General features: G+C 71.5%; 17 protein-coding genes and 1 pseudogene. 8 read left to right on the top strand and 10 right to left on the bottom strand.

Going from position 1 to position 19735, the window contains the following annotated elements; all coding sequences use genetic code 11:
- Window positions 1–89 precede the first annotated feature (89 nt).
- From ACWGDE_RS06795 to ACWGDE_RS06770, 6 genes and pseudogenes are all read right to left on the bottom strand, one after another.
- A complete protein-coding gene (locus ACWGDE_RS06795) occupies window positions 90–1136 on the bottom strand; it encodes a BMP family lipoprotein (RefSeq protein WP_453387903.1) in 1047 nt (348 codons plus the stop codon).
- Between the two features lie 218 nt (window positions 1137–1354).
- Window positions 1355–2623, bottom strand: a complete 1269-nt coding sequence (locus ACWGDE_RS06790; protein ID WP_453387932.1) for an amidohydrolase — start codon at window positions 2621–2623, stop codon at window positions 1355–1357.
- 137 nt (window positions 2624–2760) lie between these two features.
- The gene (locus ACWGDE_RS06785) at window positions 2761–3918 is read right to left on the bottom strand and encodes a hypothetical protein (protein WP_453387902.1); all 1158 of its coding nucleotides are present in this window, start codon (window positions 3916–3918) and stop codon (window positions 2761–2763) included.
- A 223-nt stretch (window positions 3919–4141) separates the two neighbouring features.
- On the bottom strand, window positions 4142–5050 hold the full coding sequence (locus ACWGDE_RS06780; RefSeq protein ID WP_453387931.1) for an N-acetylneuraminate synthase family protein: 909 nt from the start codon (window positions 5048–5050) through the stop codon (window positions 4142–4144).
- A gap of 357 nt (window positions 5051–5407) precedes the next feature.
- Window positions 5408–5758 (bottom strand): annotated as a pseudogene (locus ACWGDE_RS06775) (acylneuraminate cytidylyltransferase family protein); the annotation flags it as partial.
- A 65-nt stretch (window positions 5759–5823) separates the two neighbouring features.
- Window positions 5824–7227, bottom strand: coding sequence for a DUF6716 putative glycosyltransferase (locus tag ACWGDE_RS06770; protein ID WP_453387901.1), 1404 nt, complete (start codon window positions 7225–7227; stop codon window positions 5824–5826).
- 176 nt (window positions 7228–7403) lie between these two features.
- On the opposite strand from ACWGDE_RS06770, the gene ACWGDE_RS06765 reads away from it, so the two are divergent.
- Window positions 7404–8378: a glycosyltransferase family 2 protein gene (locus ACWGDE_RS06765; RefSeq protein ID WP_453387900.1), complete on the top strand. Its 975-nt coding sequence runs from the start codon at window positions 7404–7406 to the stop codon at window positions 8376–8378.
- A complete protein-coding gene (locus ACWGDE_RS06760) occupies window positions 8375–9724 on the top strand; it encodes a polysialyltransferase family glycosyltransferase (RefSeq protein ID WP_453387899.1) in 1350 nt (449 codons plus the stop codon). Before ACWGDE_RS06765 ends, ACWGDE_RS06760 begins: the two co-directional genes overlap by 4 nt.
- Here the strand turns inward: ACWGDE_RS06760 and leuE are convergent.
- Both leuE and ACWGDE_RS06750 read right to left on the bottom strand, forming a co-directional pair.
- Window positions 9717–10388: a leucine efflux protein LeuE gene (gene leuE, locus ACWGDE_RS06755; RefSeq protein ID WP_453387898.1), complete on the bottom strand. Its 672-nt coding sequence runs from the start codon at window positions 10386–10388 to the stop codon at window positions 9717–9719. The two genes, ACWGDE_RS06760 and leuE, sit on opposite strands and share 8 nt — an antisense overlap.
- A gap of 98 nt (window positions 10389–10486) precedes the next feature.
- Complete coding sequence (locus ACWGDE_RS06750) at window positions 10487–12070, bottom strand: acyl-CoA mutase large subunit family protein (protein ID WP_453387897.1); 1584 nt, start codon at window positions 12068–12070, stop codon at window positions 10487–10489.
- Window positions 12071–12227: 157 nt separating this feature from the next.
- Between ACWGDE_RS06750 and ACWGDE_RS06745 the strand changes: the two genes are divergently transcribed.
- Window positions 12228–13100 (top strand): L,D-transpeptidase family protein, encoded by an 873-nt coding sequence (locus ACWGDE_RS06745; protein ID WP_453387896.1) that lies wholly within the window; start codon window positions 12228–12230, stop codon window positions 13098–13100.
- 230 nt (window positions 13101–13330) lie between these two features.
- Here ACWGDE_RS06745 and ACWGDE_RS06740 read toward each other — a convergent pair whose 3' ends face one another.
- Together ACWGDE_RS06740 and ACWGDE_RS06735 are read right to left on the bottom strand one after the other, a co-directional pair.
- The gene (locus ACWGDE_RS06740; RefSeq protein ID WP_453387895.1) at window positions 13331–14389 is read right to left on the bottom strand and encodes a hypothetical protein; all 1059 of its coding nucleotides are present in this window, start codon (window positions 14387–14389) and stop codon (window positions 13331–13333) included.
- A complete protein-coding gene (locus ACWGDE_RS06735; RefSeq protein WP_453387930.1) occupies window positions 14389–15132 on the bottom strand; it encodes an RNA polymerase sigma factor in 744 nt (247 codons plus the stop codon). Before ACWGDE_RS06735 ends, ACWGDE_RS06740 begins: the two co-directional genes overlap by 1 nt.
- 374 nt (window positions 15133–15506) lie before the next feature.
- On the opposite strand from ACWGDE_RS06735, the gene ACWGDE_RS06730 reads away from it, so the two are divergent.
- The 5 genes from ACWGDE_RS06730 (at window position 15507) to ACWGDE_RS06710 (ending at window position 19678) form a co-directional block, all read left to right on the top strand.
- Window positions 15507–16112: a 2-oxo-4-hydroxy-4-carboxy-5-ureidoimidazoline decarboxylase gene (locus ACWGDE_RS06730; RefSeq protein WP_453387894.1), complete on the top strand. Its 606-nt coding sequence runs from the start codon at window positions 15507–15509 to the stop codon at window positions 16110–16112.
- 152 nt (window positions 16113–16264) lie between these two features.
- On the top strand, window positions 16265–16645 hold the full coding sequence (gene sdhC, locus ACWGDE_RS06725; RefSeq protein ID WP_453387893.1) for a succinate dehydrogenase, cytochrome b556 subunit: 381 nt from the start codon (window positions 16265–16267) through the stop codon (window positions 16643–16645).
- 5 nt (window positions 16646–16650) lie between these two features.
- Window positions 16651–17133: a succinate dehydrogenase hydrophobic membrane anchor subunit gene (locus tag ACWGDE_RS06720; RefSeq protein WP_453387892.1), complete on the top strand. Its 483-nt coding sequence runs from the start codon at window positions 16651–16653 to the stop codon at window positions 17131–17133.
- 23 nt (window positions 17134–17156) lie between these two features.
- The gene (gene sdhA, locus ACWGDE_RS06715) at window positions 17157–18911 is read left to right on the top strand and encodes a succinate dehydrogenase flavoprotein subunit (protein ID WP_382741377.1); all 1755 of its coding nucleotides are present in this window, start codon (window positions 17157–17159) and stop codon (window positions 18909–18911) included.
- Complete coding sequence (locus ACWGDE_RS06710; protein ID WP_453387891.1) at window positions 18911–19678, top strand: succinate dehydrogenase iron-sulfur subunit; 768 nt, start codon at window positions 18911–18913, stop codon at window positions 19676–19678. Before sdhA ends, ACWGDE_RS06710 begins: the two co-directional genes overlap by 1 nt.
- Window positions 19679–19735 lie beyond the last annotated feature (57 nt).

The following is a 19735-nucleotide window of genomic DNA, read 5'->3' as shown; positions in this document are numbered from 1 at the left end:
AAACCACGGGACACGGACCGGGGCCCGGGAGCGATGGAGACCGCTTCCCGGACCCCGGGTGTCACGCTGACCGCAGGTCAGACGGCGCCTTACGGCGCGGTCTTGACCTCGATCTTCTTCGCGATGATGTCGGCCTTGGCCTTGTCCACCGCGGCGACCAGTTCGGTCATCTTCTTGTACTCGGGGTTGGAGTCGGCCAGGCCGACGCCGTCCTTGTCGAGGCCGTAGCGGACCTCACCGGTCTGCGGCTTGCCGTCCTTGACCGACTTGATCAGGTTGTAGACGGACTGCGAGACCTGCTTCGTGACCGAGGTCAGGATGTGGTCCTTGTACTTCGCCAGACCGGCCTGGTTGTACTGGTCCGAGTCGACGCCGATGGCCCACTTGCCCTTGGCGGCGGTGGCCTCGATGGCACCGGAACCGGCCAGACCGGCGGCCGCGTAGATCACGTCGGCGCCCTTGTCGAGCTGGCCCTCGGCGGCGGCCTTGCCCAGGTCGGGCTTGGCGAAACCGTCGAAGTTCGGCGGCTGGGTCAGGTACTGGGTGAGCACCTTGGCGTTCGGGTTGGTGTCCTTGACGCCCTGGACGAAGCCCGCCTCGAACTTCTTGATCAGCGGAACCTCGACACCGCCGATGAAGCCGACCGTGCCGGTCTTGGACGCCTTGGCGGCGGCGACGCCGGCCAGGTAGGAGCCCTGCTCCTCGTTGAAGACGAGGTTGGCGATGTTCTTCGCCTGCACCGAGGTGTCGTCGATGATGCCGAACGTGGTGTCCGGGAACTTCTCGGCGACCTTCTTGATGGCCGGCGCGTAGGCGAAGCCGACGCCGATGACCGGGTTGTTGCCCTTGCGGGCCAGCTCGGTGAGGCGCTGGACCTTGTCGGCCTCGCCCTCGCCGTCGGTGGGCTCCGCCTGGGCGCCCTTGATCTGCAGGTCCTTCTCGGCCTTCGCGAGACCCTCGTAGGCGGCGTCGTTGAACGACTGGTCGCCGCGGCCACCGATGTCGTACGCGATGGCGGCGGACTGCTCCTTGGAGGAGGAGGTGTCCGAGGACTTCTTACCGCCACAGGCGGTGGCCGAGAGGGCCAGCGCCGCGGACGCGATGCCCACGGTGGCGATCCTGGTGATCCGGCGCAAGGGGAGGCTCCTTCAAAACCTGACCGAAGCGCCACGACCGGCGCTGGTTTCGCCGCGATCGTAACGCGCGTAGATGTCAGTTAAAGGCCCGTTCATGAGTCGTTATCGGATCGTCGTGAACCAGACAGTGACCGGCCGGTAACTCACGACGCGTCCAGCCCTTGCGTACCAAGGGCTGGACGCTCCCGCCGGATCATCCGCCGATGCTGTACGGATTTCTACCCCGCGGACCCCGTCGGCCTGGCGCGTCGCCCTTCGAGCGGCTTCCCGTCGAGCAGCGCGACGGCCGTGAAGAACTCCACTCCGACCCCGATCGCGGCCTCGTCCACGTCGAAGTCGCCCCGGTGCAGATCGCGCTTGGCCGTGTCGCCGGGCTTGCGGACGCCCAGGCGCGCCATGGCTCCGGGGACGTGCTCCAGGTACCAGGAGAAGTCCTCGCCGCCGAGGCTCTGCTCGGTGTCCTCGACCGAGTCGGGGCCGCGCCGGGCGCTCATCGCGTCGCGCAGCAGTTCGGTGACCACCGGGTCGTTGACGACCGGGGGGACCCCGCGGACGTAGGTGATCTCCGATTTGGCACGGTGCATCGAGGCGATCTCGTCGATGACCGCGTGGATCTGGTCGGGGGCCTCGTGCCAGGAGTTCAGGTCCAGGCACCGAACGGTTCCGGACAGCTCCGCGTGCATCGGGATGACGTTGCAGGCGTGTCCGGCCTCGATCCGGCCCCACGTGACCGACATGCCCGAGCGGGCGTCCATCCGCTTGGCCAGGACCGCGGGCAGGTCGAGGGCGAGCCGGGCGGCCGCCGTCACCAGGTCGGTGGTCAGGTGCGGGCGGGCGGTGTGACCGCCGGGCCCGTCGAGGGTGACCTCCAGCCGGTCGCAGGCCGAGGTGATGGGTCCGCTGCGCAGTCCGATCCGGCCCGCGTCGACGCGCGGGTCGCAGTGCACCGCGACGATCTTGCCGACGCCGTCCAGCACCCCGGAGTCGATGGCCTCGGTGGCGCCGCCCGGCAGGACCTCCTCGGCGGGCTGGAAGAGCAGCCGCACCGGCCGGGGCAGCAGCCCCTGGCGGTCGAGCTCGGCGAGGACGAGACCGGCACCGAGGACGACGGCGGTGTGCACGTCGTGGCCGCAGGCGTGGGCGCGGTCCGGGACGGTCGAACGGTACGAGACGTGGGTCTTCGCATCCGGAATGGGCAGGGCGTCGATGTCCGCGCGCAGGGCCAGCATGGGACGTACGCCGTCCCAGGTGCCGACGTCACAGATGAGCCCGGTGCCCGACTTCAGCACCCTCGGGCGCAGGCCCGCTTTCTCCAGCCTGGCCTTGATCGCCGCCGTGGTGCGGAACTCCTGGTGTCCTAGCTCGGGATGCATGTGCAAGTCCCGTCGGAAGGCGATCAGTTCGGCACGCAGGTGGTCCGGAAGCTTGCCGGGCAGCTCGGGCCGGTCGGGCGTGCCGGGCAGGGCGGTCTGGGACTCGCGGGACATCAACTGGTTCACCCGTTCAAGGGTAGGCGCACCCATGGGTCAACTGGCCGGAGATCACCAAAAGTTCATGCCGTTAGGGGAAAGAAACCCGGCCTCTGGACGCATGACCGGATGTGCGCGGGGGTAAACTCGCGCGCTCATCCGGCCGCCGGAGCCGCCTGAGCAGGAAGTCTGTGCACATCACGGGCCGAGTCGGTGACTCCGGCGAGGAATCCGCGGGCCCGCTCCGACGCGGACGGCGTGAGCCAGCCCGGATCGACATCGCATACAGCGACCCGGACACCCGTACCGATCAGGGCGTACGGCAGCGTGTGGACGACCGTGGACGGAAAACTGACGATCGTACGGCCGACCGGTCCCCGACGCGCGATCAGTTCCAGCGGCAGGTCCGGCCGTACGATCTCCAGCCCGGTGGCCTCGCTCAGCGCGCGCAGCTTCTCCGGGGACTCCCGGCGGTGCGCGAAGTAGCGGGTGGCCCCGTGTTCCAGGGCCAGGGCGCGCACCGCGTCCAGATAGTGCTCCGGGTCGACCACGCCGGTCTCCACCAGCGAGGTCCCGACCAGGTCGGTGCCCTTGGTCAGGCGCGGCGGGCCGAAGCGGGCCCGGGTCCAGGCGAAGTCGTTGAGCCGGACGGTCATCGTGCCGTGCGCGGTGACCGGCATGGAGGTGAACACCTCGACGCGGCGGCCCGAGGCGGGGCCCGGGGTGAACCTGCGCCGGGCGTTCGCCGAGACCGGCGCGTACGCCAGCTCGCGCAGCCGGCCCGGCAGTCCGCCGCCGCCGGCCCGGTGCCAGCGCACGAGGCGTTCGCCGCGGGCCGTCTGGGCGACGAACTCCATGGTGGCCGTGCCGTCGTCCACGACGACGAGCTCTTCGGCCCGGACCAGGGTGAGCAGCAGCTGGACGTAGCGGGAGAACGGATCCCCTATGACCACCCGCCGGGCCGCCCGCACGTCGCGCGCGAGCGCGCCGAACGCCTTGAAGGGCGTGAACCGGCCGCCGCGCGCCTCCTGCCAGCGCACCTCGTGCCCCTCGTCCCGCGCCAGGCCGGCCATCCGGCGCAGCTGGCCGCGGGACATGGGGTCGGTGGGCGGGAGCACGACGATCCGCAGGCCTGCGGTGGCGGCGGGAGTCGCGGGACGCACCCCGGCCCCGCGGCCGGTGCCCCGTTCGGGCTGGCGCGGGACGGCGGCGAGCAGGCCGGCTCGCTGCGCGTGCGCCCACTCCAGGACGTTGAGGAGCTGGACCGGGCTCTCGACGAAAGCGAGGGTTCGTTCGGGGGCTGAGGGGGTCACCGGGTACTCCTCGTCGGAGGGTGGATGGGAACGACGCACAGTCCGCACGCGCGGGCCCGCTGCACGGGGGCCGGCCCCCGGACCCCCGCGCCTCAATCGCCGGCGGGGCTGGATTTCTGCCGGCGCCGACCTGCACGCGCGCGCCGCGCACCGTGCCGGCCCGGGGAACGGGGGAAGGGCGGGTAGGGGACGAGCCCCGCGCAGCGGCGATCCGCAGCCCGGGTCAGACGGTGGCGAGCTCGCCCTGGAAGCGGCGGAGCTTCTTCATCGGGCCGAGCTCGGACTCGTAGACCCGCTTGATGCCGTCGCCCAGCGCGGTCTCGATGGTGCGGATGTCGCGGACCAGCCGCGTGAGGCCGCCGGGTTCGACCGAGGCCGCCTGGTCGGAGCCCCACATGGCCCGGTCGAGGGTGATGTGCCGCTCGACGAACGAGGCGCCGAGCGCGACCGCGGCCAGCGTGGTCTGCAGGCCCGTCTCGTGGCCGGAGTAGCCGATGGGGACGTTCGGGTACTCCTCCTGAAGGCTGTTGATGACCCGCAGGTTGAGCTCCTCGGCCTTGGCCGGGTACGTGGAAGTGGCGTGGCAGAGCAGGATGTTGTCGCTGCCGAGCACCTCCACCGCGTGCCGGATCTGCCTCGGGGTGGACATGCCGGTGGACAGGACGACCGTGCGGCCGGTGGCGCGCAGGGCGCGCAGCAGCTCGTCGTCGGTGAGCGAGGCGGAGGCGACCTTGTGCGCGGGGACGTCGAACTTCTCCAGGAAGGCGACGGCCTCGGTGTCCCACGGGGAGGCGAACCAGTCGATGCCGCGCTTGGCGCAGTGCTCGTCGATGGCGCGGTACTCGGCCTCGCCGAACTCCACGCGGTGGCGGTAGTCGATGTAGGTCATCCGGCCCCAGGGGGTGTCGCGCTCGATGTCCCACTGGTCGCGCGGGGTGCAGATCTCGGGGGTGCGCTTCTGGAACTTCACGGCGTCGCAGCCGGCCTCGGCGGCGGCGTCGATGAGGGCGAAGGCGTTGCCGAGGTCGCCGTTGTGGTTGATGCCGATCTCGCCGACGACGTAGACGGGGCGGCCGGGGCCGGCGGTGCGCGAGCCGAAGGTCCGGAGGCGGGAGGCGGGGGTGACCGTCATGGCAGGGCTGTCCTTCGGTACGGGAGGGGTCTGCGCGGGAGGGGACGCGAGTACGGGTACGAGCGCGCGGGCGCGGGCCAGGTCGTGGGGGTCGTCGATCTCCAGGACCCGGGCGGGGTCGGTGGCGACGGGCACGGTCCGCCCGAAGAAGCGGTGGCGTGCCGTGCGGAACCCGGCTGCGTCCATGGCGTAGGCGGCGCCGGTCTCGAGCAGGTCCTGGGGGCGGTCCTGGCGGCGGGGGCGGTACGAGGTGTCGTGGTTGACCCCGGTCCCGGAGCCGTCGGGGGACGCCCGCCAGAGGAAGCCGTGGAAGGGGGCCGCGGTGAGCGCGCAGTCGGCGGCGCCGGACGCGACGGCCGCGGCGACGGACTCCACGTCGGAGGCGGTGACGAAGGGGCTGGTGCACTGGACGAGGAGGACCACGTCGACGGTGACCGAGTGCAGCTCCTCGAAGGCGTCGAGCGCGTGCAGCAGCGCGGCCTCGCTGGTGGCGGTGTCCCCGGAGATCCCGGCGGGCCGCCGCAGCACCACGGCCCCGGCTGCGCGGGCGGCAGCGCCGATCGCCTCGGAGTCGGTGGACACCAGGACGTCGGTGACGCTGGCGGCCCCCAGGCAGGCCCGTACGGCCCGTACCACCAGGGGTACTCCGCCGACGTCGGCCAGGTTCTTCCCGGGGACCCCCTTGGAGCCTCCCCGGGCCGGGATCACAGCCAACACCCTTGTTCTGTCCAGGTGTTGAGCGAAGGCGGGTCCGGCCCCGGCCGGGCGGGCGCTCACAGCTCCCCCAGGCGGCGGATCACCGGGGCGACGCGCTGGACTCCGTGGCGGTAGGCCCCGCGGGCGGCTTCGCGCAGGTGGGCGCGGAGCCGGCGGCGCAGCCGGGACTCCCCCTTGTCCGGCCGCGGGGCCCCGGGCAACGGGCGTCCATCGGGGCCGAGATGGTGCCGGGCCAGGATTCCGGGCAGGTAGCCGGGCGCGGTGTCCTGCGTGTAGTAGGGGGAGAGCGGCGGGAGCCGGTCCCGCCCGAGCAGCTCCGCGAGCCGGGCCCGGGCGGCGGCGTACGCGTCCCCGCGCGCGCCGGGCTCCTCCGGAGCGGCGGCGGCAGCCGCCGGAAGGCGCGCGGCCTCCGCCGGAGCGGCGGCCGGGGCCACGCCCTGTGCCGCCAGCCAGTCCGGGTCCCCCTCGGGCAGCAGCCCGGCGTCGAGTTCGGTCCAGGAGGCCAGGCAGCCCGAGCCGAGGAAGTGGTGGTTGCCCAGGGTCTCGCGGACGCCGAGGTCGGTGAGCACCGCCGTCGGGATGCCCCGGTGCAGGGATTCCAGGGCGGCCGTGGAGGAGACGGTGACGAGCAGGTCCGTGGTGTCGAGGACCTCGCCCATGTTCCCGTACACCAGGCGGCAGTTGACGGGCAGTCCGCCGGGCAGCTGCTGCGCCAGCCGCTGGTAGGGGAGCTCCTCCAGGTGGGTGGTGTGCTCCCCCGGGCGGCTGCGCAGTTTGACCAGCACCTCGCGCTCGGGGTGCAGACGGGCGTGTTCCGCGGCCCGCCGCAGCAGGTAGGAGCGGTCCGCGCGGGACTGCGGCACGGAGGGCTGGACCGCGAAGACGACCCGGTGGGTCCGGTCGCCGACGGGCGAGTACGGCGCCCCGTCGAGGAACGGCAGGGCGGTCTCCACGACGGCTCCGGGGTCCGCGCCCACGCCCTCGTACACCGCGCGGAACCGTCCGGCGTCGTGGCGGGAGTTGGCCAGGACGAGGTCGGCCCCGTGCCGCAGCAGGAGCCCGTCGGCGAGCTTCTCGTACACGACGCCGACGTATCCGGTGACGAACACCGGGCGGGTGCCCGGTCCGGGCCACAGGGCGCGGGCTCCGTGCAGGACGGCCGCGGCCGCGCCGCCGACCAGCGCGAGGACGACCACGTCGTACCGCTCGCGCTCCAGTTCCGCGAGGAAGCCGGCGCAGGTCACCTCGGTGAGCCGGTCGGCCCGGACCCCGACCTCGCCGAGCTGGCGGGCGGTGGGTGTGGCCCGGCCGCGCAGCAGGTATCCGGTCAGGTGGGTGGCGCCGGGCTCCGGGGCGAGGCGGTGCGCGGTGAGCGCTCCCCATTTCCACCGGGTGTCGGAATCGGCGAGGACGGCCGTACGGAGGACGGCTTGTGGCGTCGCGCGGTTGCTTGCTGGCACCCGGCAGAAGTTATTCCGCCTTTTCGGTGATCGGCCCAACGAGCGCACAACAGCGGGTTAACAACCCGTCGACTCCATGCGAAAGCGCCCGGGTTAACGCGTCCGCCGTTCGTCGTTCACATGGAATCCGCGCCCGGGCCACGGTGAATGACGAACGGCGTCCTAATGTCTCGCGAGTGCTCAAGCTCTCTGTTGTCGTGCCGTTCCACAACGTGCAGACATACGCGCCGGATGCCCTGAAGAGTCTCGAACTCAACGCCCGGGACGATTTCGAGTTCCTGCTCGTCGACGACCGCTCGACGGACGGAACGCCCGCCCTCCTGGAGCGGGCGGCCCGCGAGCTGCCCGGCGCGGTGCACCTCAGACACGAGCGCAACGGCGGCCTGGCGACGGCCCGGAACACCGGCCTGGACGCGGCGCGCGGCGAGTACATCGCCTTCCTGGACGGGGACGACTGGCTGGCGCCGGGCCATCTGGCCCGTACGCTCGCCGCCATCGAGGCTCTGAGCTGCGATTTCGTCCGCACCGACCATGTCCGGTGCACGGGCAGGGCGCGCAGTGTGCAGCGCGTGCCGTTCGGCCCGGAGTCGGTCGTGGCCGATCCGCGGACCGCGATCCTGCCGGCCGGCCGCTCGACCTCGGTGGACTATCCGTACGCCTGGGCGGGGATGTACCACCGGCGGCTGCTGGACCGCGGGCTGCTGCACTTCACGGACGGCCTGCGGACGGCGGAGGACCGGCCGTGGATCTGGCGGCTGCACCGGGAGGCGGAGTCCTTCGCGCCGGTCGGGCTGCCCGGAATCTTCTATCGTCGCGGGGTTTCCACCTCGCTGACACAAATCGGGGACGAGCGTCAGCTCGATTTCATTCGAGCATTTGATCAAGTGCTGGCGGATACGGCCACCGACCGGGAATTCGATCTTCTTCTCCCGAAAGCCGTACGAACATATTGTGCAATCATCGCGCACCACATCGGGACCATCGAAAGGTTCGAACCGGCCGTGGCAAAGAAACTCCGTTCGACGAGCGCGGCCGCGCTCGGCCGAATGCCCCAGGACGTGCTCGACCGGGCCCTCGACTCGATGGACGCCGACCGCGCCGCCCTGCTCCGCCGGCTGCGCCGCCGCGCCTCGGCCGGAGCGGGCGCATGAGCACCGGCGTCACCCAGATCTTCCTGGCCTCCACCCTCTACGGCACGGCCACCCTCGCCGCCGCCCTCGACGCGGACTGCTTCCCGCCCGCCGGCCGCAGGATCCTGCTGACCAGCAACCACTCCGTCACCGCCGAGATCGCGCCCGCCCCGGCCGACGCGCCCGGCTTCGCCGCCCTGCGCTCCCGCTTCGACGAGGTGCTCGACTGGAACGCGGTCATCGCCCCGCAGCACCCCAGCACCTGGGCCCCGCGCCCCGACGACGTCCCGCTGTGGGAGCGGCTGCTGCGCGCCTCCTGGGGCCTGGGCTCCGGCCGCATCGAGCTGATCGTGGAATCGCTCCAGGTCCCGCCCGCCCAGAGCCTGTGCCGGGTGTTCCCCGGGGCGGCCATAGAGGTCTACGCCGACGGGCTGATGAGCTACGGACCCACCCGCTTCCGCCTCGACCCGCAGCTCGGCATGCGGGTCCGGCGGGTGCTGCACCTGGACCTCGTACCGGGTCTGGAGCCGCTGCTGCTGACCGAGTTCGGCGTCCGCGCCGAGGCGATCCCGGCGGCGGCGTTCCTCAAGGTCGTCGAGGCGCTCTCCGAGCTCGACGCGCCGGTCCTGCCCGCTGCCCCGGAGGAGGCGCCGGCGCTCCTGCTCGGCCAGTACCTCTCGGCGCTCGACCTCATGCCGGCCGGCGAGGAGGAGGAGCTGCACGTGGCGATGGTCCGGGGCGCGCACGCGCTGGGCCACCGCGAGCTGGTCTTCAAACCGCACCCCAGCGCCCCCGCCGCCTACGCGCGCCGGGCGCGGGAGGAGGCGCAGCGGCTCGGCGTCCGGCTCACCGTGCTCGACGCGCCGGTGCTCGCCGAGACCCTGTACGAGCGGCTGCGCCCGGCCCTGGTCGTCGGCTGCTTCTCGACGGGGCTGCTGACCGCCGCCACCCTGTACGGGCTCCCGGTCGCCCGGACCGGCACCGAAGCGGTGCTCGCGCGGCTGGACCCGTACCCGAACAGCAACCGGATCCCGCTGGCGCTGGCCGACGCCCTGCTGCCGGACCTCGGCGACGCGGCGGCCGTGCGCTCCTGGACCCCGCCGGGCCCGGAGCGGGCCGCCGAGGAGGTGGCCGGTCTGCTCACGGCCGTCGGCTTCACGATGCAGCCCAAGATCCTGGCGGCGCGCCGGGCGGAGGCCGAGGGCTGGCTGGCCGCGCGGCTGACCCCGCGCACCTGGCGCTACTTCACCCGCCGCCGGCTGACCGTCCTGGGCCTGCCGGGCGGCATCCCGGCGCAGCTGTCCTTCCTGCCCCGCAGCCGCGCGGTCCGCCGGATGGCCCGGCTGCTGCGCAGGGCGGTCAGCTGACGGCGAGCTTGGCGGCGAAGCCCAGGAAGAGGACGCCCGCCGCCGAGCTGGCGCCCGCCGAGAGCCGCTTGCGGCGGCGGAAGGCGGCGGCGAGCCGGGTGCCGCCGAAGATCAGGGTGGTCAGGTAGAGGAAGCTGCCGATCTGCAGCAGGCCGCCCAGCAGCAGGAACGACAGCGCCGGGTAGGCGTAGGCCGGGTCCACGAACTGCACGAAGAAGGACATCAGGAAGAGGATGGCCTTCGGGTTGAAGACGCTGATCAGCAGGGCGCGCCGGTAGGGCCGCTCCACGTCGCCGGCGGACCCGGCGGACCCGGCGGACCCGGCCGGGGCGCCGTCCTCGGCGGCGGTGCGATCGCGCCGCGAGCGCCACATGGCCCACGCGCCCCGGAGCATGCCGATGGCCAGCCAGGTCAGGTATCCGGCACCGAGCAGTTTGACGGCACCGAAGAGGATCGGGCTGGTCTGGAGCAGGGCTCCGGCGCCGACCGCGGCCAGGGTCATGAGGACGGCGTCCCCGGTGAAGACTCCGCAGGCGGCCTTGTACCCCTCGCGGACCCCACCGCGCGCGGCGACGGAGAGCACGTAGAGGGAGTTCGGACCCGGCAGCAGAACGATCAGCACGAGTCCGGCGATGTACGTCGGAAGATCTGTGACACCCAGCATGTCCAGGAGTGTCGCAAGGGACACACCTGTCGCGCCAGTCGTTTCCAGCAAGCGGACGCGAGGCCTCCGCCACCCCGTCACCACTGGTCACACGCCGCTCACCAGGTGGAATCGACGGGTACGTACGTCCCCCACACCTCGCGCAGCGCCCCGCACACCTCCCCGACCGTGGCCCGTGCCCGCAGCGCCTCCCGCACCGGGTAGAGCACGTTCCCCGTCCCCGCCGCCGTCTCCCGGACCTCCGCCAGCGCCGCCGTCACGGCCGCCCCGTCGCGCCGGGCCCGCAGCGCGGCCAGCGCCGCCCGCTGCCGGTCCTCGATGGCCGGATCCACCCGCAGCGGCTCGTACGGTTCCTCCTCGGCCAGCGCGAACCGGTTGACCCCGACCACCACCCGCTCGCCGCTCTCGGTCTCCCGCGCGATGCGGTAGGCGTTCCGCTCGATCTCGCCCTTCTGGAAACCCGCCTCGATCGCGGCCACCGCCCCGCCCAGTTCCTCGACCCGCCGCATCAGGGCGAGCGCCGCCGCCTCCACGTCGTCCGTCATCCGCTCCACCGCGTAGGACCCGGCGAAGGGGTCGACGGTGTGCGGCACGTCCGTCTCGTACGCGAGCACCTGCTGGGTCCGCAGCGCGAGCCGGGCCGATTTCTCGGTGGGCAGCGCGATCGCCTCGTCGAAGGAGTTGGTGTGCAGCGACTGGGTGCCGCCCAGCACCGCGGCCAGCCCCTGCACGGCGACGCGTACGAGGTTGAGCTCCGGCTGCTGCGCCGTCAGCTGCACCCCGGCGGTCTGGGTGTGGAAGCGCAGCATCAGCGACTTCGGGTCCCGGGCCCCGAACTCCTCGCGCATGACGCGGGCCCAGATCCGGCGGGCCGCGCGGAACTTCGCGACCTCCTCCAGGAGGGTGGTGCGGGCGACGAAGAAGAACGACAGCCGGGGTGCGAACTCGTCGACCTCCATCCCGGCGGCCAGCGCGGTGCGCACGTACGCGATCGCGTCGGCGAGGGTGAAGGCGATCTCCTGCGCGGGCGAGGCCCCGGCCTCGGCCATGTGGTAGCCGGAGATGGAGATGGTGTTCCACCTGGGCATCTCGGCCCGGCAGTAGCGGAAGGTGTCGGCCGTCAGCCGCAGGGAGGGGCCGGGCGGGAAGATGTACGTCCCCCGTGCGACGTACTCCTTCAGCACGTCGTTCTGGACGGTGCCCGTCAGGGCGGCGCCCTCGATCCCCTGCTCCTCCGCGACCAGCTGGTAGAGCAGGAGCAGCAGCGCGGCCGGCGCGTTGATGGTCATCGACGTGGAGACCCGGTCGAGCGGGATCCCGTCGAACAGCACCCGCATGTCCTCGATCGAGTCGATCGCCACGCCCACCTTGCCGACCTCGCCGTGCGCGAGCGGGGCGTCGGAGTCGTGGCCCATCTGGGTGGGCAGGTCGAAGGCCACGGACAGGCCCGCGGCCCCGCCCTCGATGAGCTGGCGGTAACGCGCGTTGGACTCGGTGGCGGTGCCGAACCCCGCGTACTGGCGCATGGTCCAGGGCCGTCCGGTGTACATCGTGGGGTAGACCCCCCGGGTGTACGGGTACTCCCCCGGCTCGCCCAGTTCGACGGCCGGGTCCCAGCCCGCCAAGTCGCCCGGCCGGTAGACCGGCTCGATCGGGATGCCGCTCTCGGTGTGCCGGTTCATGTGCCCGCTCCTTCGTGGATCCGAGGGGCCCGGGGCTGATAAAACGTCCCCGCGACGGCCGCTGGTCACAATGGCGCAACATCGCGGCTTTCCTTGCAACTGTCCACGCCCGCCGCGCATCACCTAGATACACACGTAGAGAAATCGGGGGACCGCAATGCACCGCCAGAGAGTCATAGTCCGCGCACTGGGCCTGGCCACCGCCGTCGCACTGGCCGCGACCGCTTGCGGGCCGCAGGAGTCGGAGGCCACGGGCTCCGGTTCTTCCGCGCCCGCCTCGCCCACGGCGGTCGCCTCCCCCGAGACCTCGCCGTCCACGGACGCCAAGCCCGGGGAGGCCTCGCCGTCGCCCTCCGCTTCCGCGTCCCCCTCGGCTTCCGCCTCGCCGTCGCCGACCGTCAAGCAGATCATGTCCAACGGTGACGACAGCGAGCAGGTCCGCGAACTGCAGGCCCGGCTGCGCCAGCTCAAGCTGATGTCGGTCGCGCCGACCGGCTTCTACGGCTCGAAGACGACCGCCGCGGTCAAGTCCTTCCAGTCGAAGAACAAGCTGGACGCCACGGGCGGCGTGGACGAGCCCACCTGGAAGAAGATCCAGAGCCTCTCCAAGAAGCCGACCGCCGACGAGCTGCGCCCGCCGGCCGTCAACGAGGCCGACGCGCCCGACCCGCGCTGCATGACGGGCCGCGTCATGTGCATCAGCAAGGAGAGCCGCACCCTCACCTGGATGATCGACGGCAAGATCATGTCCACCCTGGACGTCCGCTTCGGCTCGGAGAACACCCCGACCCGCGAGGGCGAGTTCAAGGTGGACCGCAAGGAGAAGGAGTGGACGTCGACGCTCTACGGATCGTCGATGCCGTACTCGATGTTCTTCAGCCGCGGCCAGGCCGTGCACTACTCGGCGGACTTCGCCGCCCGCGGTTACAACGGCGCCTCGCACGGCTGCGTGAACGTCCGCGACAAGGGCAAGCTCGCCTCGCTGTTCGAGCAGGTGCAGGTCGGCGACAAGGTCGTCGTCTACTGGTGATCCCGTCGGGGGCGAAGGTCTGACGTTGAGGGCGCGGGCGGGATCGGGGGAACGAATCCCGCCCGCGCCGGTTGCGCAGAGCCCAGGGGTACGGGGGGAACCCCGGCTCATGCGCGGCCGATGACCAGTCGGCTCGTTATGTACTGCGCCGGCGCTTCGAAAAGTGTTACAGCCGGGTCGGGGTCTGTTTCAGGACAGTGTCCGGTACCCGGTTCCGGCCGGGACCGCCTTCAGCGGCCTCCGCCCGACACGCGCGAACCGTCCGCGGGGGGCCGCGCCGGTTCCGCCGTCGAGCCCGCCGCCGGCGTGCGCCCCGAAGCCGGGGCATCGTCCTTCGTACCGCCGGCGGGGCCGTCGAGCACTCCCTGGCAGTAGCGGGGGATCCGCAGCAGCCCGTTGGCCAGGCGCACCAGCTTCTCCCGGCCGTCGTTGTCGAGCCTGCCCGCCCGGAAGTCCCTGCACAGCGCCGCGGCCTTGGTCCGGATCTCCGTCTCCTTCTCGGCCGCGCCCGCGGTGCCGCCGAGGAGGAAGCGGTCCGTGCCGCCCTTCTCTCCGGTGGAGCCCGTCCCGCCGGTGGAACCGCCCGCGGACGGCTGTGCGGTGACCGCTCCGTCCGCCCCGGTGGAACCGCCGCCGTCGGGTCCGGCGGGCGTACGCTCCTGCGCGCCCGGGGAGTTCCCCGGACCCGGGGTGCCCCCCTGGCTCTGCCCGCCGCCCGGCGGGGTCGTCTGCCCGGGCTGCGGGACCGGCTTCGCGTACGTGCCGCCGGAGGCCGCCGGGGAGAACCCGGTGGTCACCGACACGGCCGGGAGGTGACTCGCGTCCTCGGCGGTGTCCCGGTCCAGCAGGCCGGCTCCGGCGACGGCCGCCAGTCCGCCCACGGCGACGCTCGCCAGGGCGGCCGCGAGGCCGAAGCGGACCGGGCGGGCCTTGCGGGAGGGGGAAGCGGAGCCCGCCGGGCGGCGCGGGCCCGGGGAGCGGGTGCGGGAGCCGGCGCCACCGGCCGGCGGGCTGAGCTCGACCACCGTGTCACCGGACGCGAACACCCCGGCGCCCAGGGCCCGGCCCCGGGGCACGGAGCCGCGCGCCGCGCGGAAGGCGGCCACGGCGGCGGCCTCCCCGGGCAGCTCTCCGGTGGCCGGCGGCGGCTCCGCCAGTACGTCGAGGGCGGCGCGCAGCCGCTCGGCCCGTGCTCGGGAGTGGTGCTCGGCGCCAAGTACAGCCGGTTCACCGCGCAGCAGTCTGTCCGCCGCGGCCCTGTCCAGCCACCTGTCGCGCTCGTCGGCCATCACATGTCCTTCTGCGTCCGCCAACGTGAATGCGTCACACCGGTTTGTTCTACGAGCCCCCCGTTGTGGGCCCGCTGCGCCGGTACGCCGTCGAGATCCCTCTCGCCCCCCGCGTCCCGTGACCGGCCGGCGCCATTATCGCCGAGTCCGTACCCCGGTCCGGAGCCGATGTCGGAGCCGGTCTCGAAACCGCCCTCCGCGCCGAGCATCTCGGCCAGTTTCTTCAGACCCCGGTGCGCGGCCGTGCGTACCGCGCCGGGCCGCTTGCCGAGGGTCTCGGCCGCGCTCTTGGCGTCGAGGCCGACGACGACCCGCAGGACGACTGCTTCCGCCTGGTCCTGCGGGAGCCTGGCTATGAGCGCCATCGTGCGGCCGGTGGAGAGGGACTCCATGGCTTCGACGGCGGTGTCGGACTCGGCGGCGTGGCCCGTCAGCTCGGTCTCGTCGCCGCCGACGGCGGGGCGCCGGCCGCGCATCCGGATGTGGTCGAGGGCACGGTTGCGGGCGATCCGGGCGGCCCAGCCGCGGAAGCGGTCGGCGTCGCCGGTGAAGGAGTCGAGGTCGCGGGCGATCTGCAGCCAGGCTTCGGAGGTGACGTCCTCCGCGTCCGCGTCTCCGACGAGGGTGCGGACGTATCCGAGCAGGCGTGGGTGCACGGCGCGGTACACAGTACGGAACGCGTTCTCGTCGCCGTCTTGTGCCGCGAGCACCGCGGTGGTCAGCTCCGCGTCGTCCCCCAGCAAAGTCCCCAACCCGTTCACTGTCCTGTACGTGTGGCGCAAATCAGCACGTTACGGGTTTCAAGCACCTTCGTCCACGAGTTGTACAACGAGCAACCATTCCTGCGCGGAGCGAGGTGTGACACAAAACGCACCGAAGACGCTGACAGGGGTACGGGCTTGTCGCACGAGTCCGTGACGGATGGCGATCGGGGCCTCTCCTGTGGGGGGTGGCGGCCTCGGTCGCCCTCCCCTTTTCCGGCCCTTTCCGGCCGCCCCCGCGGCCATCATGCCCGCTCGCCCCGCGTGGCCACGACACGCGGCCCCGTCATCCTTTCGGCTCACTTACGGGTGAAAACCCGGGATGGGTACGACACACCCCGCCCCACGTCGATAGCGTGGCGGGACACCCGCGCCACGCCACGAGGAGCCCCCCGCTGTCCAGCCACCTTCCGGCACAGGCCCGCGGAGGCTCCGACCCCTCGCACGGCTCAGGGCTCGCGCGGTTCAACGCCCTGTCCCCCGAAGCCGCCCACGCGGCCCTGCTGCACTGCTGCGGCAGCCGGCGCTGGGCCCACCGGGTGGCCGCCCACCGCCCCTACCCCGACCACGGCGCGCTGCTCGCCGCCGCGGACGAAGCCTCGTACGACCTCTCCCAGGCCGATCTCTCCGAGGCGCTGGCCGGCGAGTTCCCGCCGGAGCTGGAGCAGGGGGCCTCGTACGCCGCGCTGCTCGCGCTGGACGCCGCCCACGCGGAGTACGAGCGGACCTTCGGCCACGCCTTCGTCATCTGCCTCGACGGGCACACCCCGGAGGAGCAGGCGGACCAGCTGCTGGCGGCGATCCGGCGGCGGATGGAGCTGGAGGTGGACGAGGAGCGCGCGATCTCCGCGGACGAGCTCCGTCGTGTCGCGCAGGCCCGGCTGGCAGATCTGACACGCTGGCTGACCTCGACAGATGGTGCCTCAGCTGTCGAATTCGGGCTATTCGCCCCTGTGGGATAGTCCGTCCGTGCCTGTTTGATCACACCGATGGCCCCCGCGCGAGGGAACCGACAAAGCGTCGCTACGATGTCCGGGGCCGGAGGACCGTACCCGGCCGGGCCCGACCGACAAAGAAGCCGGCTGGCCCCCGCCCCGCTTCCGGAGGGTTTTCCGTGCCGGCTGGAACGTTGTACCGCGGCCGGGAAGGAATGTGGTCCTGGGTGGCTCATCGAGTCACCGGCGTCACCATTTTCTTCTTCCTGTTCGTACACGTCCTCGACACCGCTCTCGTCCGCGTCTCCCCCGAGGCGTACGACGATGTCGTGGCTACCTACAAGACTCCGATCGTCGCGCTGATGGAGTACGGCCTCGTCGCCGCCATCCTTTTCCACGCGCTCAACGGTCTCCGTGTCATCGCCGTGGACTTCTGGTCCAAGGGCCCCCGCTACCAGAAGCAGATGCTCTGGTCGGTCGTGGGCATCTGGGTCGTGCTGATGGCCGGGGCCGTTTACCCCGTGCTGCACCACGCCTACCTCCAACTGTTCGGGAAGTGACACCCATGTCTTCCGACACTTCTTCCGCTCAGGCCATCGGTGATGTCGAAGGCGTCTCCCTCTACGACGTCGACAACCCGGCGCCGTACATCGAGGCGCCGCGCAAGCGCACCGGCAAGACCCCTCGTTCGACCCGCGGCAACTTCGAGATGGTCGCGTGGCTCTTCATGCGCCTCTCGGGCATCGTGCTCGTCGTCCTGGTCATCGGCCACCTGCTGATCCAGCTCGTCCTCGACGGCGGCGTCTCCAAGGTCGGCTTCGCCTTCGTGGCCGGCCGCTGGGCCTCCCCGTTCTGGCAGGGCTGGGACCTGCTGATGCTGTGGCTGGCGATGCTGCACGGCGCCAACGGTCTGCGCACCGTCGTCAACGACTACGCGGAGCGCGCCAACACGCGTCTGTGGCTCAAGGGCCTGCTCTACACCGCCACGGTGTTCACCATTCTTCTGGGCACGCTGGTGATCTTCACCTTCGACCCGAACATCCGCTAGGCAACGGGGCTGAGGCGAAACCAATGAAGATCCACAAGTACGACACCGTCATCGTCGGCGCTGGTGGCGCGGGCATGCGCGCCGCCATCGAGGCGACGAAGCGCAGCCGCACCGCCGTGCTGACCAAGCTCTACCCCACCCGCTCCCACACGGGCGCGGCGCAGGGCGGCATGGCCGCCGCGCTCGCGAACGTGGAGGACGACAACTGGGAGTGGCACACCTTCGACACGGTCAAGGGCGGTGACTACCTGGTCGACCAGGACGCCGCCGAGATCCTGGCGAAGGAGGCCATCGACGCGGTCCTCGACCTCGAGAAGATGGGCCTGCCGTTCAACCGCACCCCGGACGGCACCATCGACCAGCGCCGCTTCGGCGGCCACTCCCGCAACCACGGCGAGGCGCCGGTCCGCCGGTCCTGCTACGCCGCGGACCGCACGGGCCACATGATCCTCCAGACGCTCTACCAGAACTGCGTCAAGGAGGGCGTGGAGTTCTTCAACGAGTTCTACGTCCTGGACCAGCTCCTGGTCGAGGAGGACGGCGTCAAGAAGTCGGCCGGCGTGGTCGCGTACGAGCTCGCCACCGGCGAGATCCACGTGTTCCAGGCGAAGTCCGTCATCTACGCCTCCGGCGGCACCGGCAAGTTCTTCAAGGTGACCTCCAACGCGCACACCCTCACGGGTGACGGCCAGGCGGCCTGCTACCGCCGCGGCCTGCCGCTCGAGGACATGGAGTTCTTCCAGTTCCACCCGACGGGCATCTGGCGCATGGGCATCCTGCTGACGGAGGGCGCCCGCGGTGAGGGCGGCATCCTCCGCAACAAGGACGGCGAGCGCTTCATGGAGAAGTACGCGCCGGTCATGAAGGACCTCGCGTCCCGTGACGTCGTCTCGCGCTCCATCTACACCGAGATCCGTGAGGGCCGCGGCTGCGGTCCGGCCGGTGACCACGTGTACCTGGACCTGACGCACCTCCCGCCGGAGCAGCTCGACGCGAAGCTCCCGGACATCACCGAGTTCGCGCGCACCTACCTGGGCATCGAGCCGTACACGGACCCGATCCCGATCCAGCCCACCGCGCACTACGCCATGGGCGGCATCCCGACCAACGTCGAGGGTGAGGTCCTCGCGGACAACACCACCGTCGTCCCGGGCCTGTACGCGGCCGGCGAGGTCGCGTGCGTGTCGGTGCACGGCGCCAACCGCCTGGGCACCAACTCGCTGCTGGACATCAACGTCTTCGGCAAGCGCTCGGGCATCGCGGCCGCCGCGTACGCCCACGCCAACGACTACGTCGAGCTGCCCGAGAACCCGGCGCAGCAGGTCATCGACCTCGTCGAGCACCTGCGCGCCTCCACGGGCAACGAGCGGGTCGCCGACCTGCGCCTGGAGCTCCAGGAGACGATGGACGCCTGCGTGATGGTGTTCCGCACCGAGCAGACGATCAAGACCGCGGTCGAGAAGATCGCGGAGCTGCGCGCGCGCTACAAGAACGTGTCCGTCCAGGACAAGGGCAAGCGCTTCAACACGGACCTGCTGGAAGCCATCGAGCTGGGCAACCTGCTCGACCTGGCCGAGGTCATGGCCGTGTCCGCGCTGGCGCGCAAGGAGTCCCGCGGCGGTCACTACCGCGAGGACTACCCCAACCGCGACGACGTCAACTTCATGCGCCACACCATGGCGTACCGCGAGGTCGACGACAACGGCCAGGACTCGGTCCGCCTGGACTACAAGCCCGTCGTCGTCACCCGCTACCAGCCGATGGAGCGTAAGTACTGATGGCCACCCCGACCCTGTCCAAGACGGACGCGATGGAGGCGGCGGCCGCCGCCTCGCCGTTCATCACGGTGACGTTCCGGATCCGCCGCTTCAACCCCGAGATCTCGGAAGAGTCGACCTGGCAGGACTTCCAGATCGAGATCGACCCGAAGGAGCGCGTGCTCGACGGTCTCCACAAGATCAAGTGGGACCTGGACGGCTCGCTCACCTTCCGTCGCTCGTGCGCGCACGGCATCTGCGGCTCCGACGCGATGCGGATCAACGGCAAGAACAGGCTCGCCTGCAAGACGCTGATCAAGGACATCAACCCGGAGAAGCCGATCACGGTCGAGGCCATCAAGGGCCTGACGGTGATGAAGGACCTCGTCGTCGACATGGAGCCCTTCTTCCAGGCGTACCGGGACGTCATGCCGTTCCTGGTCACCAAGGGCAACGAGCCGACGCGCGAGCGCCTGCAGTCCGCCGAGGACCGCGAGCGCTTCGACGACACCACCAAGTGCATCCTGTGCGCCGCGTGCACGTCCTCGTGCCCGGTGTTCTGGAACGACGGCCAGTACTTCGGCCCGGCGGCGATCGTCAACGCGCACCGCTTCATCTTCGACTCGCGTGACGAGGCCGGCGAGCAGCGGCTGGAGATCCTGAACGACAAGGACGGCGTGTGGCGCTGCCGCACGACCTTCAACTGCACCGACGCGTGCCCGCGTGGCATCGAGGTCACGAAGGCGATCCAGGAAGTGAAGCGCGCGCTCATCACGCGCCGCTTCTGATTCCGTCGTAGTCGGTCGTAGTCAGTCGTACGAGGGCCCCGCGGCCCGGGGTGGCAC

The sequence above is a fragment of the Streptomyces sp. NPDC054956 genome (assembly GCF_053609185.1).
The sequence above is the reverse complement of the archived record's forward strand: the minus strand, read 5'-3'. Positions and strand labels throughout refer to the sequence as shown.

Excerpts from the sequence above, each read along its gene's own strand:
- ACWGDE_RS06780 (WP_453387931.1), bottom strand. The coding sequence starts at position 5,050 with ATGACGGTCACCCCCGCCTCCCGCCTCCGGACCTTCGGCTCGCGCACC.
- ACWGDE_RS06750 (WP_453387897.1), bottom strand. The coding sequence starts at position 12,070 with ATGAACCGGCACACCGAGAGCGGCATCCCGATCGAGCCGGTCTACCGG.
- sdhA (WP_382741377.1), top strand. The coding sequence starts at position 17,157 with ATGAAGATCCACAAGTACGACACCGTCATCGTCGGCGCTGGTGGCGCG.
- ACWGDE_RS06790 (WP_453387932.1), bottom strand. The coding sequence starts at position 2,623 with ATGTCCCGCGAGTCCCAGACCGCCCTGCCCGGCACGCCCGACCGGCCC.
- ACWGDE_RS06720 (WP_453387892.1), top strand. The coding sequence starts at position 16,651 with ATGTCTTCCGACACTTCTTCCGCTCAGGCCATCGGTGATGTCGAAGGC.
- ACWGDE_RS06710 (WP_453387891.1), top strand. The coding sequence starts at position 18,911 with ATGGCCACCCCGACCCTGTCCAAGACGGACGCGATGGAGGCGGCGGCC.
- ACWGDE_RS06745 (WP_453387896.1), top strand. The coding sequence starts at position 12,228 with ATGCACCGCCAGAGAGTCATAGTCCGCGCACTGGGCCTGGCCACCGCC.
- ACWGDE_RS06760 (WP_453387899.1), top strand. The coding sequence starts at position 8,375 with ATGAGCACCGGCGTCACCCAGATCTTCCTGGCCTCCACCCTCTACGGC.
- ACWGDE_RS06740 (WP_453387895.1), bottom strand. The coding sequence starts at position 14,389 with ATGGCCGACGAGCGCGACAGGTGGCTGGACAGGGCCGCGGCGGACAGA.
- leuE (WP_453387898.1), bottom strand. The coding sequence starts at position 10,388 with ATGCTGGGTGTCACAGATCTTCCGACGTACATCGCCGGACTCGTGCTG.